At 71.0% G+C, this 14,760-nt stretch carries 14 protein-coding genes; 10 read left to right on the top strand and 4 right to left on the bottom strand.

Translation table 11 applies throughout. The annotated features are described in order from the left end of the window. Positions 1 to 1,395: a dipeptidase gene (locus ACFYYH_RS04295; RefSeq protein WP_388545691.1), complete on the top strand. Its 1,395-nt coding sequence runs from the start codon at positions 1 to 3 to the stop codon at positions 1,393 to 1,395. Between the two features lie 74 nt (positions 1,396 to 1,469). Further along, a complete protein-coding gene (gene nudC / locus ACFYYH_RS04290) occupies positions 1,470 to 2,414 on the top strand; it encodes an NAD(+) diphosphatase (RefSeq protein ID WP_388545689.1) in 945 nt (314 codons plus the stop codon). 311 nt (positions 2,415 to 2,725) lie between these two features. Here the strand turns inward: nudC and ACFYYH_RS04285 are convergent, their stop codons facing one another. Further along, positions 2,726 to 3,538: a phosphotransferase enzyme family protein gene (locus ACFYYH_RS04285; RefSeq protein WP_388545687.1), complete on the bottom strand. Its 813-nt coding sequence runs from the start codon at positions 3,536 to 3,538 to the stop codon at positions 2,726 to 2,728. A gap of 97 nt (positions 3,539 to 3,635) precedes the next feature. Beyond that, on the bottom strand, positions 3,636 to 3,893 hold the full coding sequence (locus ACFYYH_RS04280; protein WP_388545685.1) for a mycoredoxin: 258 nt from the start codon (positions 3,891 to 3,893) through the stop codon (positions 3,636 to 3,638). 247 nt (positions 3,894 to 4,140) lie between these two features. On the opposite strand from ACFYYH_RS04280, the gene ACFYYH_RS04275 reads away from it, so the two are divergent. The 4 genes from ACFYYH_RS04275 (at position 4,141) to ACFYYH_RS04260 (ending at position 7,732) form a co-directional block, all read left to right on the top strand. Beyond that, complete coding sequence (locus ACFYYH_RS04275; RefSeq protein WP_388545683.1) at positions 4,141 to 6,360, top strand: ATP-dependent DNA helicase UvrD2; 2,220 nt, start codon at positions 4,141 to 4,143, stop codon at positions 6,358 to 6,360. A 183-nt stretch (positions 6,361 to 6,543) separates the two neighbouring features. Next, a complete protein-coding gene (locus ACFYYH_RS04270; protein ID WP_388545680.1) occupies positions 6,544 to 6,870 on the top strand; it encodes a hypothetical protein in 327 nt (108 codons plus the stop codon). A gap of 173 nt (positions 6,871 to 7,043) precedes the next feature. After that, a complete protein-coding gene (locus ACFYYH_RS04265) occupies positions 7,044 to 7,412 on the top strand; it encodes a WhiB family transcriptional regulator (RefSeq protein ID WP_388545678.1) in 369 nt (122 codons plus the stop codon). Further along, positions 7,409 to 7,732: a hypothetical protein gene (locus ACFYYH_RS04260; RefSeq protein ID WP_388545675.1), complete on the top strand. Its 324-nt coding sequence runs from the start codon at positions 7,409 to 7,411 to the stop codon at positions 7,730 to 7,732. Before ACFYYH_RS04265 ends, ACFYYH_RS04260 begins: the two co-directional genes overlap by 4 nt. Positions 7,733 to 7,868: 136 nt before the next feature. Here ACFYYH_RS04260 and ACFYYH_RS04255 read toward each other — a convergent pair whose 3' ends face one another. Then, the gene (locus ACFYYH_RS04255; protein ID WP_388545673.1) at positions 7,869 to 9,305 is read right to left on the bottom strand and encodes an ABC1 kinase family protein; all 1,437 of its coding nucleotides are present in this window, start codon (positions 9,303 to 9,305) and stop codon (positions 7,869 to 7,871) included. After that, the gene (locus tag ACFYYH_RS04250; protein ID WP_388545671.1) at positions 9,298 to 10,497 is read right to left on the bottom strand and encodes a TOMM precursor leader peptide-binding protein; all 1,200 of its coding nucleotides are present in this window, start codon (positions 10,495 to 10,497) and stop codon (positions 9,298 to 9,300) included. Before ACFYYH_RS04250 ends, ACFYYH_RS04255 begins: the two co-directional genes overlap by 8 nt. A gap of 207 nt (positions 10,498 to 10,704) precedes the next feature. Here ACFYYH_RS04250 and ACFYYH_RS04245 point away from each other — a divergent pair, with 207 nt between their 5' ends. The 4 genes from ACFYYH_RS04245 (at position 10,705) to ACFYYH_RS04230 (ending at position 14,652) form a co-directional block, all read left to right on the top strand. Further along, a complete protein-coding gene (locus tag ACFYYH_RS04245; RefSeq protein ID WP_388545668.1) occupies positions 10,705 to 11,292 on the top strand; it encodes a M48 family metallopeptidase in 588 nt (195 codons plus the stop codon). Between the two features lie 194 nt (positions 11,293 to 11,486). Continuing rightward, positions 11,487 to 13,184 (top strand): TerD family protein, encoded by a 1,698-nt coding sequence (locus ACFYYH_RS04240; protein ID WP_388545665.1) that lies wholly within the window; start codon positions 11,487 to 11,489, stop codon positions 13,182 to 13,184. 13 nt (positions 13,185 to 13,197) lie between these two features. Next, positions 13,198 to 13,878 (top strand): AIM24 family protein, encoded by a 681-nt coding sequence (locus ACFYYH_RS04235; RefSeq protein ID WP_388545662.1) that lies wholly within the window; start codon positions 13,198 to 13,200, stop codon positions 13,876 to 13,878. A gap of 18 nt (positions 13,879 to 13,896) precedes the next feature. Beyond that, positions 13,897 to 14,652, top strand: coding sequence for an AIM24 family protein (locus ACFYYH_RS04230; protein WP_388545659.1), 756 nt, complete (start codon positions 13,897 to 13,899; stop codon positions 14,650 to 14,652). Positions 14,653 to 14,760: the final 108 nt, after the last annotated feature.

The following is a 14,760-nucleotide window of genomic DNA, read 5'->3' as shown; positions in this document are numbered from 1 at the left end:
ATGAGCGACACCCCGGACAGCGTCGTCCGTACGTACATCCACACCCACCGTGCGGCCTTTCTCGACGACCTCGCCGACTGGCTGCGCATTCCGTCCGTATCGGCACAGCCCGACCACGACGCTGATGTGCGGCGCAGTGCCGACTGGCTCGCCGAGAAGCTCAAGGAGACCGGCTTCCCGGTCGCCGAGATCTGGGACACCCCGGGCGCTCCGGCCGTCTTCGCCGAGTGGCCCTCCGCCGATCCGGACGCTCCGACCGTGCTGGTCTACGGCCACCACGACGTACAGCCAGCCGCCCGCGAGGACGGCTGGCACACGGACCCGTTCGAGCCGGTCGTCCGGGACGGCCGGATGTACGGACGCGGCGCCGCCGACGACAAGGGCCAGGTGTTCTTCCACACCCTCGGGGTACGGGCGCATCTCGCCGCCACCGGCCGCACCACCCCCGCCGTCCATCTGAAGCTGCTCGTCGAGGGCGAGGAGGAGTCGGGCTCCCCGCACTTCCGCGCCCTGGTCGAGCGGCAGGCGGACCGGCTGGCCGCCGACGCCGTGATCGTCTCCGACACCGGTATGTGGTCCGAGTCCACCCCGACCGTCTGCACGGGGATGCGCGGTCTCGCCGACTGCGAGATCGAGCTGTACGGGCCCGACCAGGACATCCACTCGGGATCCTTCGGCGGCGCCGTCCCGAACCCGGCCACCGTTGCCGCCCGCCTGGTCGCGGCACTGCACGACGAGCACGAACGGATCACGATCCCCGGTTTCTACGACGGGGTCGCCGACCTCGGCGACGCCGAGCGCGCCCTCCTCGCGGAGCTGCCCTTCGACGAGGAGGAGTGGCTCCGTACGGCCCTGTCCCACGGGACCCTCGGGGAGGCCGGATACTCCACCCTGGAGCGTGTCTGGGCCCGTCCGACCGCCGAGGTCAACGGCATCGCGGGCGGTTACCAGGGCCCCGGCGGCAAGACGATCATCCCGTCCTCGGCCCTGCTCAAGCTGTCGTTCCGGCTGGTCGCGGGCCAGGACCCGGACCGCGTCGAGCGTTCCGTACGCGAATGGATCGACGCCCGTGTCCCCGCGGGCATCCGCCACAAGATCAGCTTCGGTGCGGCCACCCGCCCCTGTCTGACCCCGCTGGACCATCCCGCGCTCCAGTCGGTCGTACGGTCCATGGGCCGTGCCTTCGGCCGGCCGGTCCGCTTCACCCGCGAGGGCGGCTCGGGACCCGCCGCCGACCTCCAGGACGTGCTGGGCGCCCCGGTCCTCTTCCTGGGCATCTCCGTACCGTCCGACGGCTGGCACGCGCCCGACGAGAAGGTCGAACTGGATCTCCTCCTCAAGGGCGTGGAGACGACGGCCTACCTCTGGGGCGACCTTGCCACCGCTCTGCGCTAAGGCCGCCGCCGACGACCTCGCCGCACACTCCGCTGATCAGAAACCCAATCCATCCGGGGGAGTTGGAAGTACCTGTGAGCACCATCAGCAGTGACGCCACCGCACACCGACCCATCGGCCTGACCGCTCCGAGCGGTATCGACCGCGCGGCGCACCACCGGCTCGACGAGGCCTGGCTCGCGGCGGCGTGGAGCCATCCGACGACCAGGGTCTTCGTGGTGTCGGGCGGCCAGGTGCTGATCGACGACACCCCCGACGGCCGTACCGAACTCGTCATGATCCCGTCCTTCGAGGCGCCCGTGACCGAGGCCCACCGCTACTTCCTCGGTACGGACGCGGACGGGGTGCGCTATTTCGCGCTCCAGAAGGACACGCTCCCGGGCCGGATCGACCAGTCGGCGCGGGCCGCGGGGCTGCGCGAGGCCGGAATGCTGCTGTCGGCCCGGGACGCGGGTCTGATGGCGCATGCCGTGGCGCTGGAGAACTGGCAGCGGCTGCACCGCTTCTGCTCCCGCTGCGGCGAGCGCACCGTGATCGCCGCGGCCGGTCATATCCGCCGCTGCCCGGCCTGCGGGGCCGAGCACTATCCGCGTACCGACCCCGCCGTGATCATGCTGGTCACCGACGAGGAGGACCGCGCGCTCCTGGGCCGTCAGGTGCACTGGCCGGAGGGCCGTTTCTCCACGCTGGCGGGGTTTGTGGAGCCGGGCGAGTCGATCGAGCAGTCGGTGGTCCGCGAGGTGTTCGAGGAGGCGGGTGTCACGGTCGGCGAGGTCGAGTACATCGCCAGCCAGCCCTGGCCGTTCCCGTCGAGCCTGATGCTCGGCTTCATGGCCCGCGCCACGTCGTCCGAGATCACGGTGGACGGCGAGGAGATCGAGGAGGCGCGCTGGTTCTCCCGGGAGGATCTGCGGACCGCGATCGAGTCGGGCGAGATCCTCCCGCCCGCCGGTATCTCGATCGCCGCGCGCCTGGTGGAGCTGTGGTACGGCAAGCCCCTGCCGAAGCCCGCGAACTGACCCTTAGGGCATAGGGCATAGGGCATAGGGCACGGCATACCGCGAGCGAGCGAGCGGCCGCCCGACGCGACGACAGGGCGGCCGTCGGGGCCGAGCCCCCGCCCAACGGCCGAGCGGCTGCCCGAGGGCTGAGCGGCTGCCCGCCGGCCGAGCCCCCGCCGGGATCGTTCCCGCGGGGGCTCGGGTGACCGCTCGCGACAGAGCCGCGGGCGCTGTGGACTCCTGATCGGCAAGGTCGCACACGTGGCGTCCGGCGTCGGTGTGGACCGGTAGTCCTCGGCAGGTGTGAGGGGGATCAGCGCCCGAGCACGTCAGTCCAGCAGCGCGACAGTGAACGTCTCGCGGTGGTCGGTCAGCCAGGCCTGCACGCGGTCCCAGCGTTCCCATCCGCCACGGTCGGCCAGCGCTTGGAGGTAGACAGGATCACCGTCGGCCACGCGGCGGGCGACGAAGGCCCGGCAGATCACCGTGGCCTGTTCGATCACGCCGGGCAATTCGGCGCGCTCTCCCGCCGAGAGGCCGTAGCCGTCGGCGAGGATCCGCAGCCGTGCCGGCGCGTCCAATGCGGCGGGATGCAGGGCGGCCGCGGATACCGGATCAAGCATGGGAACCCAGTAGCGGGCGGCCATGGCCACGTCCCAGAGAGGACGGCCCGGAGCTGCCAGGTCGAAATCGATCAAGGCGGCGGCACGACCGTCGCGGAAGACGACGTTCTCCGGGCACACGTCGTTGTGGCACAACAGCGTTCCTCCCTCCGGGTCGGCGAGGTCCTGAGGCCACTCGACGTCCTTGTCGACAGGGATGGTCGCGCCGGCCGCATGCAGGCGGCGCAGCAGGATCCCCACCGATTCGAGAGCGGTTGTCGTCAGCACCCAGGGCGGGAACGGTGGCAGAGCCACGTCGCCAGGAATGAAGGTCAGCTGCTCACGACCGTCAGCAGTCAGACCCACGGGAGTCGGAGCCGCGTCGAAGCCGTGCTCTTTCAGCGCGAGGAGGTGGGAATGGAGGGCGTGTGCGTTCCGCGGTGCCGGGCGTTCCACCAACGCACCCCGGCGGAAGACCGCCCCCGCGTTCACCATGCCTCCGACCAGCGCCTCACAGTCCGCCTCGCCCTCGGTCGTCATGTCGATCACGCTACCGCCGAGCCGCCTCGCACAGGGCGGGCATACAAAACCCCCGATCCGGCGCCAGGCCGGTCGGGGGTCGTGTGCGTCATATGGGTCAGACGCCGAGCGCCTGCTTCACCTGGGCAAGGCTCGGGTTCGTCATGACGACCTCAGAGCCTCCCTGGGCGGGAACCACCAGCACCGTCGGCACCGTCTGGTTGCCGCCGTTCGCCTTCTCGACGAAGGCCGCCGAATCCGGGTCCTGCTCGATGTTGATCTCGGTGTACGCGATGCCTTCGCGGTCCATCTGGCCCTTGAGCCGACGGCAGTATCCGCACCATGTGGTGCTGTACATCGTCACAGTGCCCGGCATGTCTCTCGCGCTCCTCTGGCTCGCCGAATGCGTCGTCTGGTCGTCCGCATTCTGTTCGAACGTACGGGGCCCGGCCGCCATTCCCGTACGGACGCGGTACGGGCTTCCCGGACCGGCGGGCATGTCCGGCCGGCGTATCCGGGGGTGTCTCCGGCGGGTGGATCCGGCGGGTGTGCTCATACGACCGGCACGGCTCCCCTGTGGACAACCGCCGCACCCGTCCCGGGCGACCTGGCAGCATGGCGGGGTGACAGCAGCAACGCACTCCCCACTCTTCCCGCACCTTCCCCGGGAATCCGAGGGCGGCCAGATCGTGGCGCCGCCGCGCGACGCCGACGCGGTGCTCGACGGGCTCGACCCCGAGCAGCGCGAGGTCGCCACGGCCCTGCACGGTCCGGTCTGTGTGCTGGCCGGGGCCGGCACCGGCAAGACGCGCGCGATCACCCACCGGATCGCCTACGGCGTGCGCGCGGGCATACTCCAGCCCGCGAGTGTGCTGGCCGTCACCTTCACCAACCGGGCCGCGGGCGAGATGCGCGGACGGCTGCGCCAGCTCGGCGCGGGCGGTGTCCAGGCGCGCACGTTCCACTCGGCGGCGCTGCGCCAGCTCCAGTTCTTCTGGCCCAAGGCGGTCGGCGGGGAGCTGCCGCGGCTGCTCGACCGCAAGGTCCAGCTCGTCGCCGAGGCCGCGGCGCGTTGCCGGCTCCGGCTCGACCGCAACGAACTGCGCGATGTCACCGGCGAGCTGGAGTGGGCCAAGGTCACCCAGACCGTCCCGGCCGACTATCCCGCCGCCGTGGCGAAGTCCGTCCGCGAGGCCCCGCGCGATCCGGCCGAGATCGGCCAGATCTACGGGATGTACGAACAGCTCAAGCGGGACCGTTCGGTGATCGACTTCGAGGACGTGCTGCTGCTCACGGTCGGCATCCTCCAGGACCGGCACGACATCGCCGACCAGATCCGCCGCCAGTACCAGCACTTCGTGGTCGACGAGTACCAGGACGTCAGCCCGCTCCAGCAGCGGCTGCTCGATCTCTGGCTGGGGGACCGGGAGAGCCTGTGTGTCGTGGGTGATGCCAGCCAGACGATCTACTCCTTCACCGGCGCCACCCCGGACCACCTGCTGAACTTCCGCACCCGCCACCCGGGCGCCACCGTGGTGAAACTGGTCAGGGACTACCGCTCCACGCCCCAGGTCGTCCATCTCGCCAACGGCCTGCTGAACCAGGCTCGCGGCCGGGCCGCCGAGCACCGGCTCGAACTGATCTCGCAGCGCGACCCGGGCCCCGAGCCGGTCTGCACGGAGTACGCGGACGAGCCCACCGAGGCCGAGGGCACCGCCCGCAGGATCCGCGATCTGATCGCCGCGGGCGTCCCGGCCGGCGAGATCGCGGTGCTCTACCGGATCAACGCCCAGTCGGAGGTCTACGAACAGGCCCTGGCCGACGCGGGCGTGCCCTACCAGCTCCGGGGCGCGGAGCGATTCTTCGAGCGCCAGGAGGTGCGGGAGGCGGGCGCGGCCCTGCGGGGTGCGGCCCGCTTCGGGGGCAACGACTCCCTGCTCGACGATGTCGTCGAACTGCCCGCGCAGGTCCGGGCGGTGCTCTCCACCAAGGGCTGGACCAGCGAGCCCCCGGCGGGCTCGGGCGCGGTCCGCGACCGCTGGGAGTCCCTGGCCGCCCTGGTCCGTCTCGCCGAGGACTTCGTCCGGGCGAAGCCGGGGGCGACACTCGCCGATCTGGTGGCGGAGCTCGACGAGCGCGCCGCCGCCCAGCACGCGCCCACGGTGCAGGGCGTCACACTCGCCTCGCTGCACGCGGCGAAGGGCCTGGAGTGGGACGCGGTGTTCCTGGTGGGGCTCGCCGAGGGCATGATGCCGATCACCTACGCCAAGACCGATGAGCAGATCGAGGAGGAGCGCCGGCTTCTCTATGTCGGGGTCACCCGGGCGCGGTTGCATCTCAGCCTCTCCTGGGCGCTCTCCCGCTCTCCGGGAGGCCGGGCCTCCCGTCGCCCCACCCGTTTTCTCAACGGGCTGCGTCCGGGCTCCACGGCCCCGGCGCGGCGAAGCGCGGGGGCGCTCCCGGGCGGCTCCCCGGAGCACGGCGGCGCCGTCGGCCGGCGCAAGCGGCGCGGCCCGGTGATCTGTCGGGTCTGCGGCAAAACACTGACCGACGCCGGCGAGATGAAGCTCATGCGCTGCGAGGACTGCCCGTCCGACATGGACGAGGCGCTCTACGAGCGGCTGCACACCTGGCGCGCCGGCCAGGCGAAGCGGCTGGGACAGCCCGCCTACTGCGTGTTCACCGACAAGACGCTGATGGCGATCGCCGAGGCCGTACCGGCCGGCGAGCGTGAGCTGACCGCGATCGCCGGTGTCGGCGCCCGCAAGCTGGACCGCTTCGGAGCCGATGTTCTGGCCATCTGCGCAGGTGAGGAGCGTGTGGCGGACGCCGTGGAGGACTGATGCAAACTCGTCGAGAAAATAGTTTGCGCCCGCCCGGGGAATCCCCATAGGTTCTTAACCACGGGAACGGCGGGCTTCACCGAAGCCCTGTCCCCGTGCTCTACTTAACCAAAGCAGTACCTGTCCGCTATACGTGCGACTGGCCCAGGCCGGTCCTTGAGACGCCGAGAGGAGGCGATTCCAGTGATCAGCATCATCCGCAGCACCTTTGTCGGCACCGACAAATTGACCGATCGCTCGGTCGTCTCCGTGTGCTCGCTCGGCTTCTCCGGTTCCGAACTCATCGCCACAGGTCTGTCCGGCGTCTCCGTCGTCCGGCCTGTCGTTCTGTCGGGTCTTCCCGTCAGCGAGCGCAATGAGCGACCGACCAAGGCACTGGAAGCAGGAGTAGCAGCGGCAGCGGCCAAGGCCTATGCCTTTGCGGCGACCGGTGCCGAAACGAAGCGGCAGACGCAGCACCACACGATGTGGGCCTTCCGTGGGCTCGAACCCTGGAGTGATCCAGCCTGATCCACCATCAGGCCGGCGCCTTCAGGGCCGCGGAACCCCACCCGGGATCCGCGGCCCTTCTGTTTGTCCCGAACGGGAGAGACAGAGACGAAGGGGCCTCGGAACTAGCACTACTCGGTACCAGCCGACACCCGGCCAAACAGGCCGGACCGACCAGACGAGGAACGAAACCCGTGCAACTCGAAGCGCACGCCCCGTCCGTACCGCCTTCCGAAACGATCTCCCCGCCCGTCCCCACGGAGGACTCCACCTTGACTCCGCTCACCGCGCTCACCGCGCTCGACGACGCCATCGAGAGCCTCGGCGTACCCGTTCCCTGTCGTGCCTACGACCCGGAGGTCTTCTTCGCCGAGTCCCCCGCCGATGTCGAGTACGCCAAGGCGCTCTGCCGCACCTGCCCGCTGGTCGAGGCCTGCCTCGCCGGCGCCAAGGAGCGGCGTGAGCCGTGGGGCGTGTGGGGTGGCGAACTCTTCGTCCAGGGCGTGGTCGTGGCCCGCAAGCGGCCGCGTGGCCGTCCCCGCAAGAACCCGGTCACGGCATGAACGCCACCGGAACCATCGACCGTCCCTTCACGCACGATCCCCAGAAGCAGGCTCCGATGACCTCTTCCCTGAGCGAGCCGTCCGGCTCCGCCACCCCAGCCGTCAGCACAACGGGCGCGAACGACTCGCGTCAGAACAGGACCCGTGAGATGCAACTCATCCCAGAAGCCATGGCGCGCGCGCATATGAACGAGCGCCTGCGTGAAGCCGACGCGGAACGCCGGGCCGCGCGCCTGGTCGCCGCCCGGCGGATGCAGCGCCGCGCCGAGCGCGTATCGATGCGCGCCCGCCGCGCGCTGGCCATGGCCGTCATGCAGTAGGCGACCAGCCGTCGGCGCACATCACCGTCACGGTGCGGGGGCCGGTCCCGAGGGACCGGCCCCCGCACCGCTTTCCCCGGCCGGGGCCAAGGGTTCGCCGGGGCACGCGAGCCCGGCAAGATCCAAACGAGAGGCCCTAGCTCTCGGCCCCTTCCGTCTCCTCCAGCGCGTCCTGCTGTTCCGGTATGAACGGATCCGCCACGAACCCGGGCAGCCAGGCCTCCAGTTCGTCCCTGAGCCGTACGGTCGCGTTGAGCTGGCAGAGCACTCCGATGGTGCTCAGCGTGACGCGGTGTATCAGCAGATACGACGGCGGGAGGTTCAACTGCTTGCCCAACTGGTGGGCCGGTGACCGCGGATCCGCGATCCGCGTGGCCTGATCGCGCATCCAGCTCCGGGTGAAGGTGAACTCGTCCACCGCGGCCGGCTCGATGATCGGCAGCAGATAGTCCAGCACCGCGTCCGGGTCGAGATCGATGGACTCCTTGACGAACCCCTCCTCGCGCAGCAGGTCGTACACCGCCTCGGCGTCGTCCTCCAGCGTCAGCCGCAGCGTCTCCCCGACGATCCCGGGAAGGCCGCCGGGCAGGCGGTCCACCGTGCCGAAGTCCAGCACCCCGAGCCGGAGTTCACCGCCTTCGGCGCTGTCCGCGTCCGCGGTGTCCTCCCCGTCCGTGCCGTCCTCGGCGGGGTTCGCCGGCGGGAGCAGCCGGAAGTTGCCCGGATGCGGATCGGCGTGCAGCAGACCGGTGCGTGCCGGGCCTGAGAAGAGGAACCTGGCCAGGAGCTGTCCCGCCCGGTCGCGCTGCTCCGGTGTGCCGTCGGAGATCACCTCCGACAGCGGAATCCCGTCGATCCACTCCGTCACCAGCACCTGCTCGCCCTGGTGCACCACTTCCGGCACCACCACATCCGGGTCGCCCGCGAACTCCGCCGCGTGCTCGCGCTGGGCCTCGGCCTCCAGTGCGTAGTCCAGCTCCTCGGAGACCCGGTCGCGCAACTCGGTGATCAGCGGCTTGATGTCCATCCCCGGGATCAGCGGCCCCAGCAGCCGGGCGAACCGGCTGAGCTGCGCCAGATCGGAGAGCAGCGCCTCACCGGCCCCCGGATACTGCACCTTGACCGCGACCTGGCGTCCGTCGTGCCACACCGCCCGGTGCACCTGGCCGATCGACGCCGCGGCCGAGGGCTTGTCCTCGAACTCCAGGAAGAGCTCGCGCCACTCCTCGCCGAGGCGCTCCGCCAGCACCGCGTGCACCGCGCGGACCGGCATGGGCGGCGCCGCCTCCTGGAGCTTGGTGAGCGCCGCCCGGTAGGGCCCGGCGATCTCCTCGGGCAGCGCCGACTCGAAGACGGACAGCGCCTGCCCGAACTTCATCGCGCCGCCCTTCAGCTCTCCGAGCACCTTGAAGAGCTGGTCCGCCGTGCGCTGCTGAAGCTCCCGGGCGACGATCTCCGCGGACTTCCCTCCGATCCGCTTGCCGAGGCCCCAGGTGGCCCGTCCGGCGAAGCCCAGTGGCAGCGTGGCCAGCTTGGCGGTCCGGGTGACCGCCTTCCGGGGAAGATCAGACATGAAGCCCCTCCAAGTCCCAGACAGCCGTGCCGCCTGTGGCGGATACTCCGCCATTGTGTCCTGCGGCGCCCCCGTCCCGGCCAGGCGCACCCTCGTCCGTCCGTCCGGCCGCACCACAGGAGCAGTCCGGATGCGGGACGAGCCGCTCCGATCGCCAGTCCAGCAGGGGAAGCGACGCCTCCCATCGTGCACCCGTACTGGCGGGCAGCTCACCGTCCAGGAAGGACAGCGCGTGCGCCGCCGTCAGCCCCGCCACCGTGGTGGCCAGCCCCAGATCACAGGCCGGGGCGCCGGCCGGCCGGCGCCCCGAGCGCCACTGCGCCACCATCCTGGGCCACCCGGGATCGCGGTCCGCCCGTGCCCGCGCCACACAGCCCGCGCAGGCCGTCCCGCCGGGCAGCACCAGCGGTCCGACCACTCCTGTGGCCTCGATCACGCCCGCGTAGAGATGGGGAGTGCCTGTGGCGATCCAGGGCTCGGCCGCCGCCTGGTCGGGGGCATAGGCCGCGAGCCCGTCCCGTGGGGCGACGATCACCAGGGAGAGGCCCGGCTCCCCCTCGCCCCGGGGCTCCCCCCGCTCCCGCGCATCCGGCCCCCGGCCGGGCGCGGACCGCCGGACCAGCTGCCGCGCCGCCGTGTCCCGGCGCTCCCCCACACAGTGGGCGGGCAGGCCGCCGGGCGACACGTCCTCCTCCCGTGCGAACCCGCCGTCCAGCACATCGACCCGCCCCACCCCGGAGGCCGCGAGCACCGCGGCGACAGCCGCTCCCACCCGCCCCGCGCCCCGCACCTGGACCCGCGCCGCCCGCCGCGCCGCCAGCCGCCGCATCCCCGCCCCGGGCTCCCGGTGGACGACGGAGAGGGCCGCGAGATCGGGCCGCATCCGCTCGAAGGCGCCCGTCCGCCGCCGTGAGCCGTCGGCCCCCCGTCCGCCCGCCTCCGCGTCGTCGAGCACGCCCGCCGTGGCCAGCCGCTCCACCAGCGAATCGGCCAGGCCCTCCGGCAGTCCCATCGCGCGTGCCTCCTCCCGCAGCAGCGGCAGCCCGCGTGTGCCGTCGAGCAACTCCAGAAAACTGCCCGTGGCCGTATCGACGGGACCCACCAGCACCGCATGCGCGGGTGTGACCCCGAACTGCACCGTCTGCCGCTCCCGCCACGCACGCCGCAGCGCGGGTTTCACCATCGGATGCATATCGGCCTCCCTCGATTTCCGCCCGCTGATCTTCCGGATTCCTTCAGGAGATCCGGCATCCAGAATGCAAGGCGGCGCGCGGAAGTGCCGAAAGTTATCCACAGGCGGGGGCATTAATCGTTCAAATTCTTCGGGGCAGGGAGTGGATCAAGATCGAACTGTCCCGGAGGCGGGACTTCCCCCACATACAGCGGGTAACGTCGGGGCGTGCCCGCCGATTCTTCCCCTCGCCTCGCGGGGGAGTCCGCAAGCCGCCCGCCACGCGGCTCGGGGACGAGTGCTGTCGAGGTCCGCAGGAGCGCCCGCCGCCGAAGAACCGTCTCGGCGTACCGCGAGGGCGACCGGACCATCGTGCTCATCCCCGCCCGGATGTCGGAGGCGGAGGAGCGGCGCTGGGTCACCGTGATGCTCGACAAACTCGCCGCGCAGGAGAGCAAGCGCGTCCTCGGCGACAGCGAGCTGACGGAGCGGGCCGAGCGGCTCTCCGCCCAGTATTTCAACGGCCGTGCCAGACCGGCGTCCGTGCGCTGGGTGACCAACCAGAACACCCGCTGGGGTTCCTGCACCCCGGCGGAAGGCAGTATCCGGCTGTCGCACCGCTTGCAGGGCATGCCGGAGTACGTCGTCGACTACGTCCTCGTGCACGAGCTGGCCCATCTGCTCGTACCGGGCCACGGGCCACGGTTCTGGCGGCTGCTGGAGGCCTATCCGCGCACCGAGCGGGCCCGCGGCTATCTCGAAGGGGTCGTCGCCGCCGACCGGCTGCCGCATCTGCCCGTCACCCGCGGGGAATGACGGAGCGGTGGCGAAAACAGCGCGCCGGAAGAAACCTTTCAGGGACGCGGAACCCCGCCCCGGGGCCCGCGTCCCGCGCCGGACACAACCTCGTTGATCCTGTACCGAGTCTGTACCGACCCGGCTCAATGTCGGACACAGCCGTTAGCCTGGCGCGACGCATTGACATCCGGGATGGGGGACGGTCGTTACGCATGGCCAGGGAATTCCAGCGCGGCCACAAGGCCAAGATCAGTGATCTCACGCCGGGGACGGATCTGTACGTAGGTGTGCAGATCGCCGCTCCCGGGCTGACCTTCGACATCAGCTGCTTCGGTCTCGACGCCCACGAACAGCTTTCGGACGACCGTTACTTCATCTTCTTCAACCAGCCCAAGTCGCCTGAGGAATCAATCCAGTTGCTGGGCGCCCAGGCCGGCGACACCGAGTCCTTCCGGGTGACGCTGGAGCGAATCCCGGCGCATATCCACAAGCTCTCGTTCACGGCCACCGTCGACGGCGCGGGCCAGATGTCCCAGATCGGTCCCGGATACATCCGGGTGGTCGCGGGCGGTGAGGAAGTCGTCCGATACGCCTTCGACGGCTCGGAGTTCACCACCGAGCGTGCCGTCATGCTCGGCGACTTCTATCTCAAGGACGTGTGGCGGTTCGCCGCCGTCGGCCAGGGCTTCGACGGCGGGCTCGACGCGCTCCTGAAGAACTTCGGCGGCGAGGTCGCCGAGGAGGAGCCGGCCGCGCCCCCGCCGGGGACCGGCGGGCAGGTACCGGGCTTCGCCCCGCCCACGCAGAGTGCCGCCGCGCCCGCCCCGGCGTTCGGTGCCCCGGCCGCCCCGCAGGCGCCCCAGGCCCCGCCCGCTCCCCAGCCCGTGCCGTCGTTCGGCGCTCCGGCCGGGCCCCCGGCCCCCGCTCCCCAGCCGACGCACTCCGCGCCGACCCTCGCCGCGCCCATGACCCCGACCGGCGGCACCGTCGCGCCGCCGCCCGCGCCCGCGCCCGCGCCGTACGGACAGCCGCCCCAGCCGCCTCAGTTCGGCCACGCGCCGGGCCAGGCCCCCGGGCAGATCCCGGGCCACGGTCCCGGGCAGACGGCGCCACCGGCCGCGCCGTCGCCGTACGGGCAGCCCGCACCCGCACCGTACGGCCAGCCGGCGCCCGCGCCGTACGGTCAGCAGCCGCCCGGTCCGCCCCTGGGCGTCCCCCCGGGTGTTCCCCAGGGCGTACCGCCGGGCGGCGCCGGTCTCCAGGCGGCCCTTCAGCCGTACAAGGAACTGCCCACCGGCCAGCGCTGGACCTCGCAGAACGGCCAGCTCATGCGGGTCGACCTCGGTACGGGCGGCACACCGGTCCTCGCCCGCCAGGGCAGCATGGTGATGTATCAGGGAAAGGTCGACTTCGGCTACAAGGGCGCCGGGTTCGCCGGCCGGATCGTCGGCAACGCCACCGGCCAGGAGATGCAGCTCATGCGCTGCACCGGCCGCGGCCAGGTGTTCCTCGCCGAAGAGGGCGCGCATCTGCACCCCGTCGAGCTCCAGGGCGACGGCATCTGCGTCTCCGCGGAGAACGTCCTCGCCTTCGACGAGTCCCTCCAGTACGAGATCCGCCGTATCGAGGGCCACGGCATCCCCGGCGGCGCCCTGTTCACCATGCTCTTCCAGGGCACGGGCACCGTCGTCGTGAAGACCCACGGCATCCCGGTGGTCCTTCCCGTCACACCCACGACCTTCGCCGACTGCAACGCGGTCGTCGCCTGGTCGGCCGCGTCCCAGGTGATCATCTCCAGCCAGGTCAGGCTGCGCCGCAACGCGTATCCCGGGCACAGCGGGGAGACCGTGAACCTCCAGTTCCGGGGAGCCCCCGGCAACTTCATCGTCGTCCAGCCGTACGAGGTCTGAGGGAGCCCGGACCATGAACCAGCAGCTCGCGGGCTATGCCCCCACCCCCATCGCGGCCCGGATGGAGAACCACGGCCGTGCCATGCTCAAGGTCGCGATGGCCTCGGGACACGACCTCTTCGCACGCACCGGCTCGATGGTCGCCTACGAAGGCTTCATCCAGTACGAGCCGAACCCGCCCGCCGTCCGTCAGGTCGCCTCCCAGTGGGTCACCGGTGAGGGCACGCCCCTCATGAAGTGCTCGGGAGACGGTCTGCTCTATCTGGCCGACTACGGCGCGGATGTGGTGGTCATCAATCTGAACGACGACGCCCTGTCGGTCAACGGCACCAATCTGCTCGCCTTCGACGCCCATCTCCAGTGGGGCGTCGAGCGGGTGAAGGGCCTGGCCAAGTTCGCCGGCCAGGGGCTGTGGAACGTGCGGATCGCCGGCACCGGCTGGGTCGCCCTGACCTCCCGTGGCACACCGATCGTCGTCGACTGCGGCCGGGGCGAGGACGAGACCTATGTCGACCCGGACGCCCTGGTCGCCTGGTCACCCGCCCTCAAGGTGAAGGGCAAGCGCAGCATGAAGGCCTCGGCGCTGATCGGGCGGGGCAGCGGGGAGGCCTACCAGATGGCCTTCTCCGGCCAGGGCATCGTCGTCGTACAGCCCAGCGAGGACAGCACCGACCGCCTTCGGATCCGGGGCTGAGGGGAGCGAGAGAACACCATGCAGAGTCCGCTTTTCGCCTACACGGAACAGCAGTCCCAGGAGCGGTACGCGGTGCAGAACCCGCAGCTCCTGCGGGTCGCGCTCACGGGCCAGGACGATGTCCTCGCCCGCAAGGGCGCCATGGTCGCCTACCAGGGCCTGATCGACTTCGACGGCGAGTACCAGTCGCAGAGCCGGCGGCGGGCCCGCGCCCGCACCGGTGAGGGTCTCGATCTGATGCGCTGCTCCGGGCAGGGCACGGTCTATCTGGCCAATCTCGCCCAGTACATCCATGTGGTGGAGGTCGAGCAGGAGGGGCTGACGGTCGACAGCGCCTATGTGCTGGCCCTCGACTCCACGCTGCACACCGAGGTCATCGCGGTGGACAGCCAGTACGGCATCTCGGGGTCCGGCAAGTACCAGCTCAATATCTCCGGCCGGGGCAAGGTCGCGCTGATGACCTCGGGCCAGCCGCTGATGATCCAGGTCACGCCGGAGAAGTATGTCAACGCCGACGCCGACGCGATCGTCGCCTGGTCCTCCTCGCTGCGGGTGCAGATGCAGGCGCAGACGCACTCCTCGGGGGTACGCAGGCGGCGCGGCAACACCGGCGAGGGCTGGGAGCTGAGCTTCCTCGGACAGGGCTTCGCGCTCGTCCAGCCCAGCGAGGTCATGCCACCGCAGAACGCGGAGATCGGGCAGGGGCTCGCCGCGCAGTTCGGCGTGGGCCAGCAGGGAGCACACGGCCAGAACCAGAACAACGCCTGGAGCTGATGACCGAGCCCGGAGCGGAGGACCACGCCCGCACTCCGGCGCGGACCTGAAGGGGCCGCCTCCACCGGGGGCCACCCCTTCAGGCCTGTCCGCCGCCTCCGACGGGCA

This window comes from Streptomyces sp. NPDC002018 (assembly GCF_042890865.1).
Classification (GTDB): domain Bacteria; phylum Actinomycetota; class Actinomycetes; order Streptomycetales; family Streptomycetaceae; genus Streptomyces.
This window is presented reverse-complemented; position numbering and strand designations above follow the sequence as displayed.

Excerpts from the sequence above, each read along its gene's own strand:
- ACFYYH_RS04285 (WP_388545687.1), bottom strand. The coding sequence starts at position 3,538 with ATGACGACCGAGGGCGAGGCGGACTGTGAGGCGCTGGTCGGAGGCATG.
- ACFYYH_RS04260 (WP_388545675.1), top strand. The coding sequence starts at position 7,409 with ATGAACGCCACCGGAACCATCGACCGTCCCTTCACGCACGATCCCCAG.
- ACFYYH_RS04250 (WP_388545671.1), bottom strand. The coding sequence starts at position 10,497 with ATGCATCCGATGGTGAAACCCGCGCTGCGGCGTGCGTGGCGGGAGCGG.
- ACFYYH_RS04255 (WP_388545673.1), bottom strand. The coding sequence starts at position 9,305 with ATGTCTGATCTTCCCCGGAAGGCGGTCACCCGGACCGCCAAGCTGGCC.
- ACFYYH_RS04235 (WP_388545662.1), top strand. The coding sequence starts at position 13,198 with ATGAACCAGCAGCTCGCGGGCTATGCCCCCACCCCCATCGCGGCCCGG.
- ACFYYH_RS04230 (WP_388545659.1), top strand. The coding sequence starts at position 13,897 with ATGCAGAGTCCGCTTTTCGCCTACACGGAACAGCAGTCCCAGGAGCGG.
- ACFYYH_RS04280 (WP_388545685.1), bottom strand. The coding sequence starts at position 3,893 with ATGCCGGGCACTGTGACGATGTACAGCACCACATGGTGCGGATACTGC.
- ACFYYH_RS04240 (WP_388545665.1), top strand. The coding sequence starts at position 11,487 with ATGGCCAGGGAATTCCAGCGCGGCCACAAGGCCAAGATCAGTGATCTC.
- ACFYYH_RS04295 (WP_388545691.1), top strand. The coding sequence starts at position 1 with ATGAGCGACACCCCGGACAGCGTCGTCCGTACGTACATCCACACCCAC.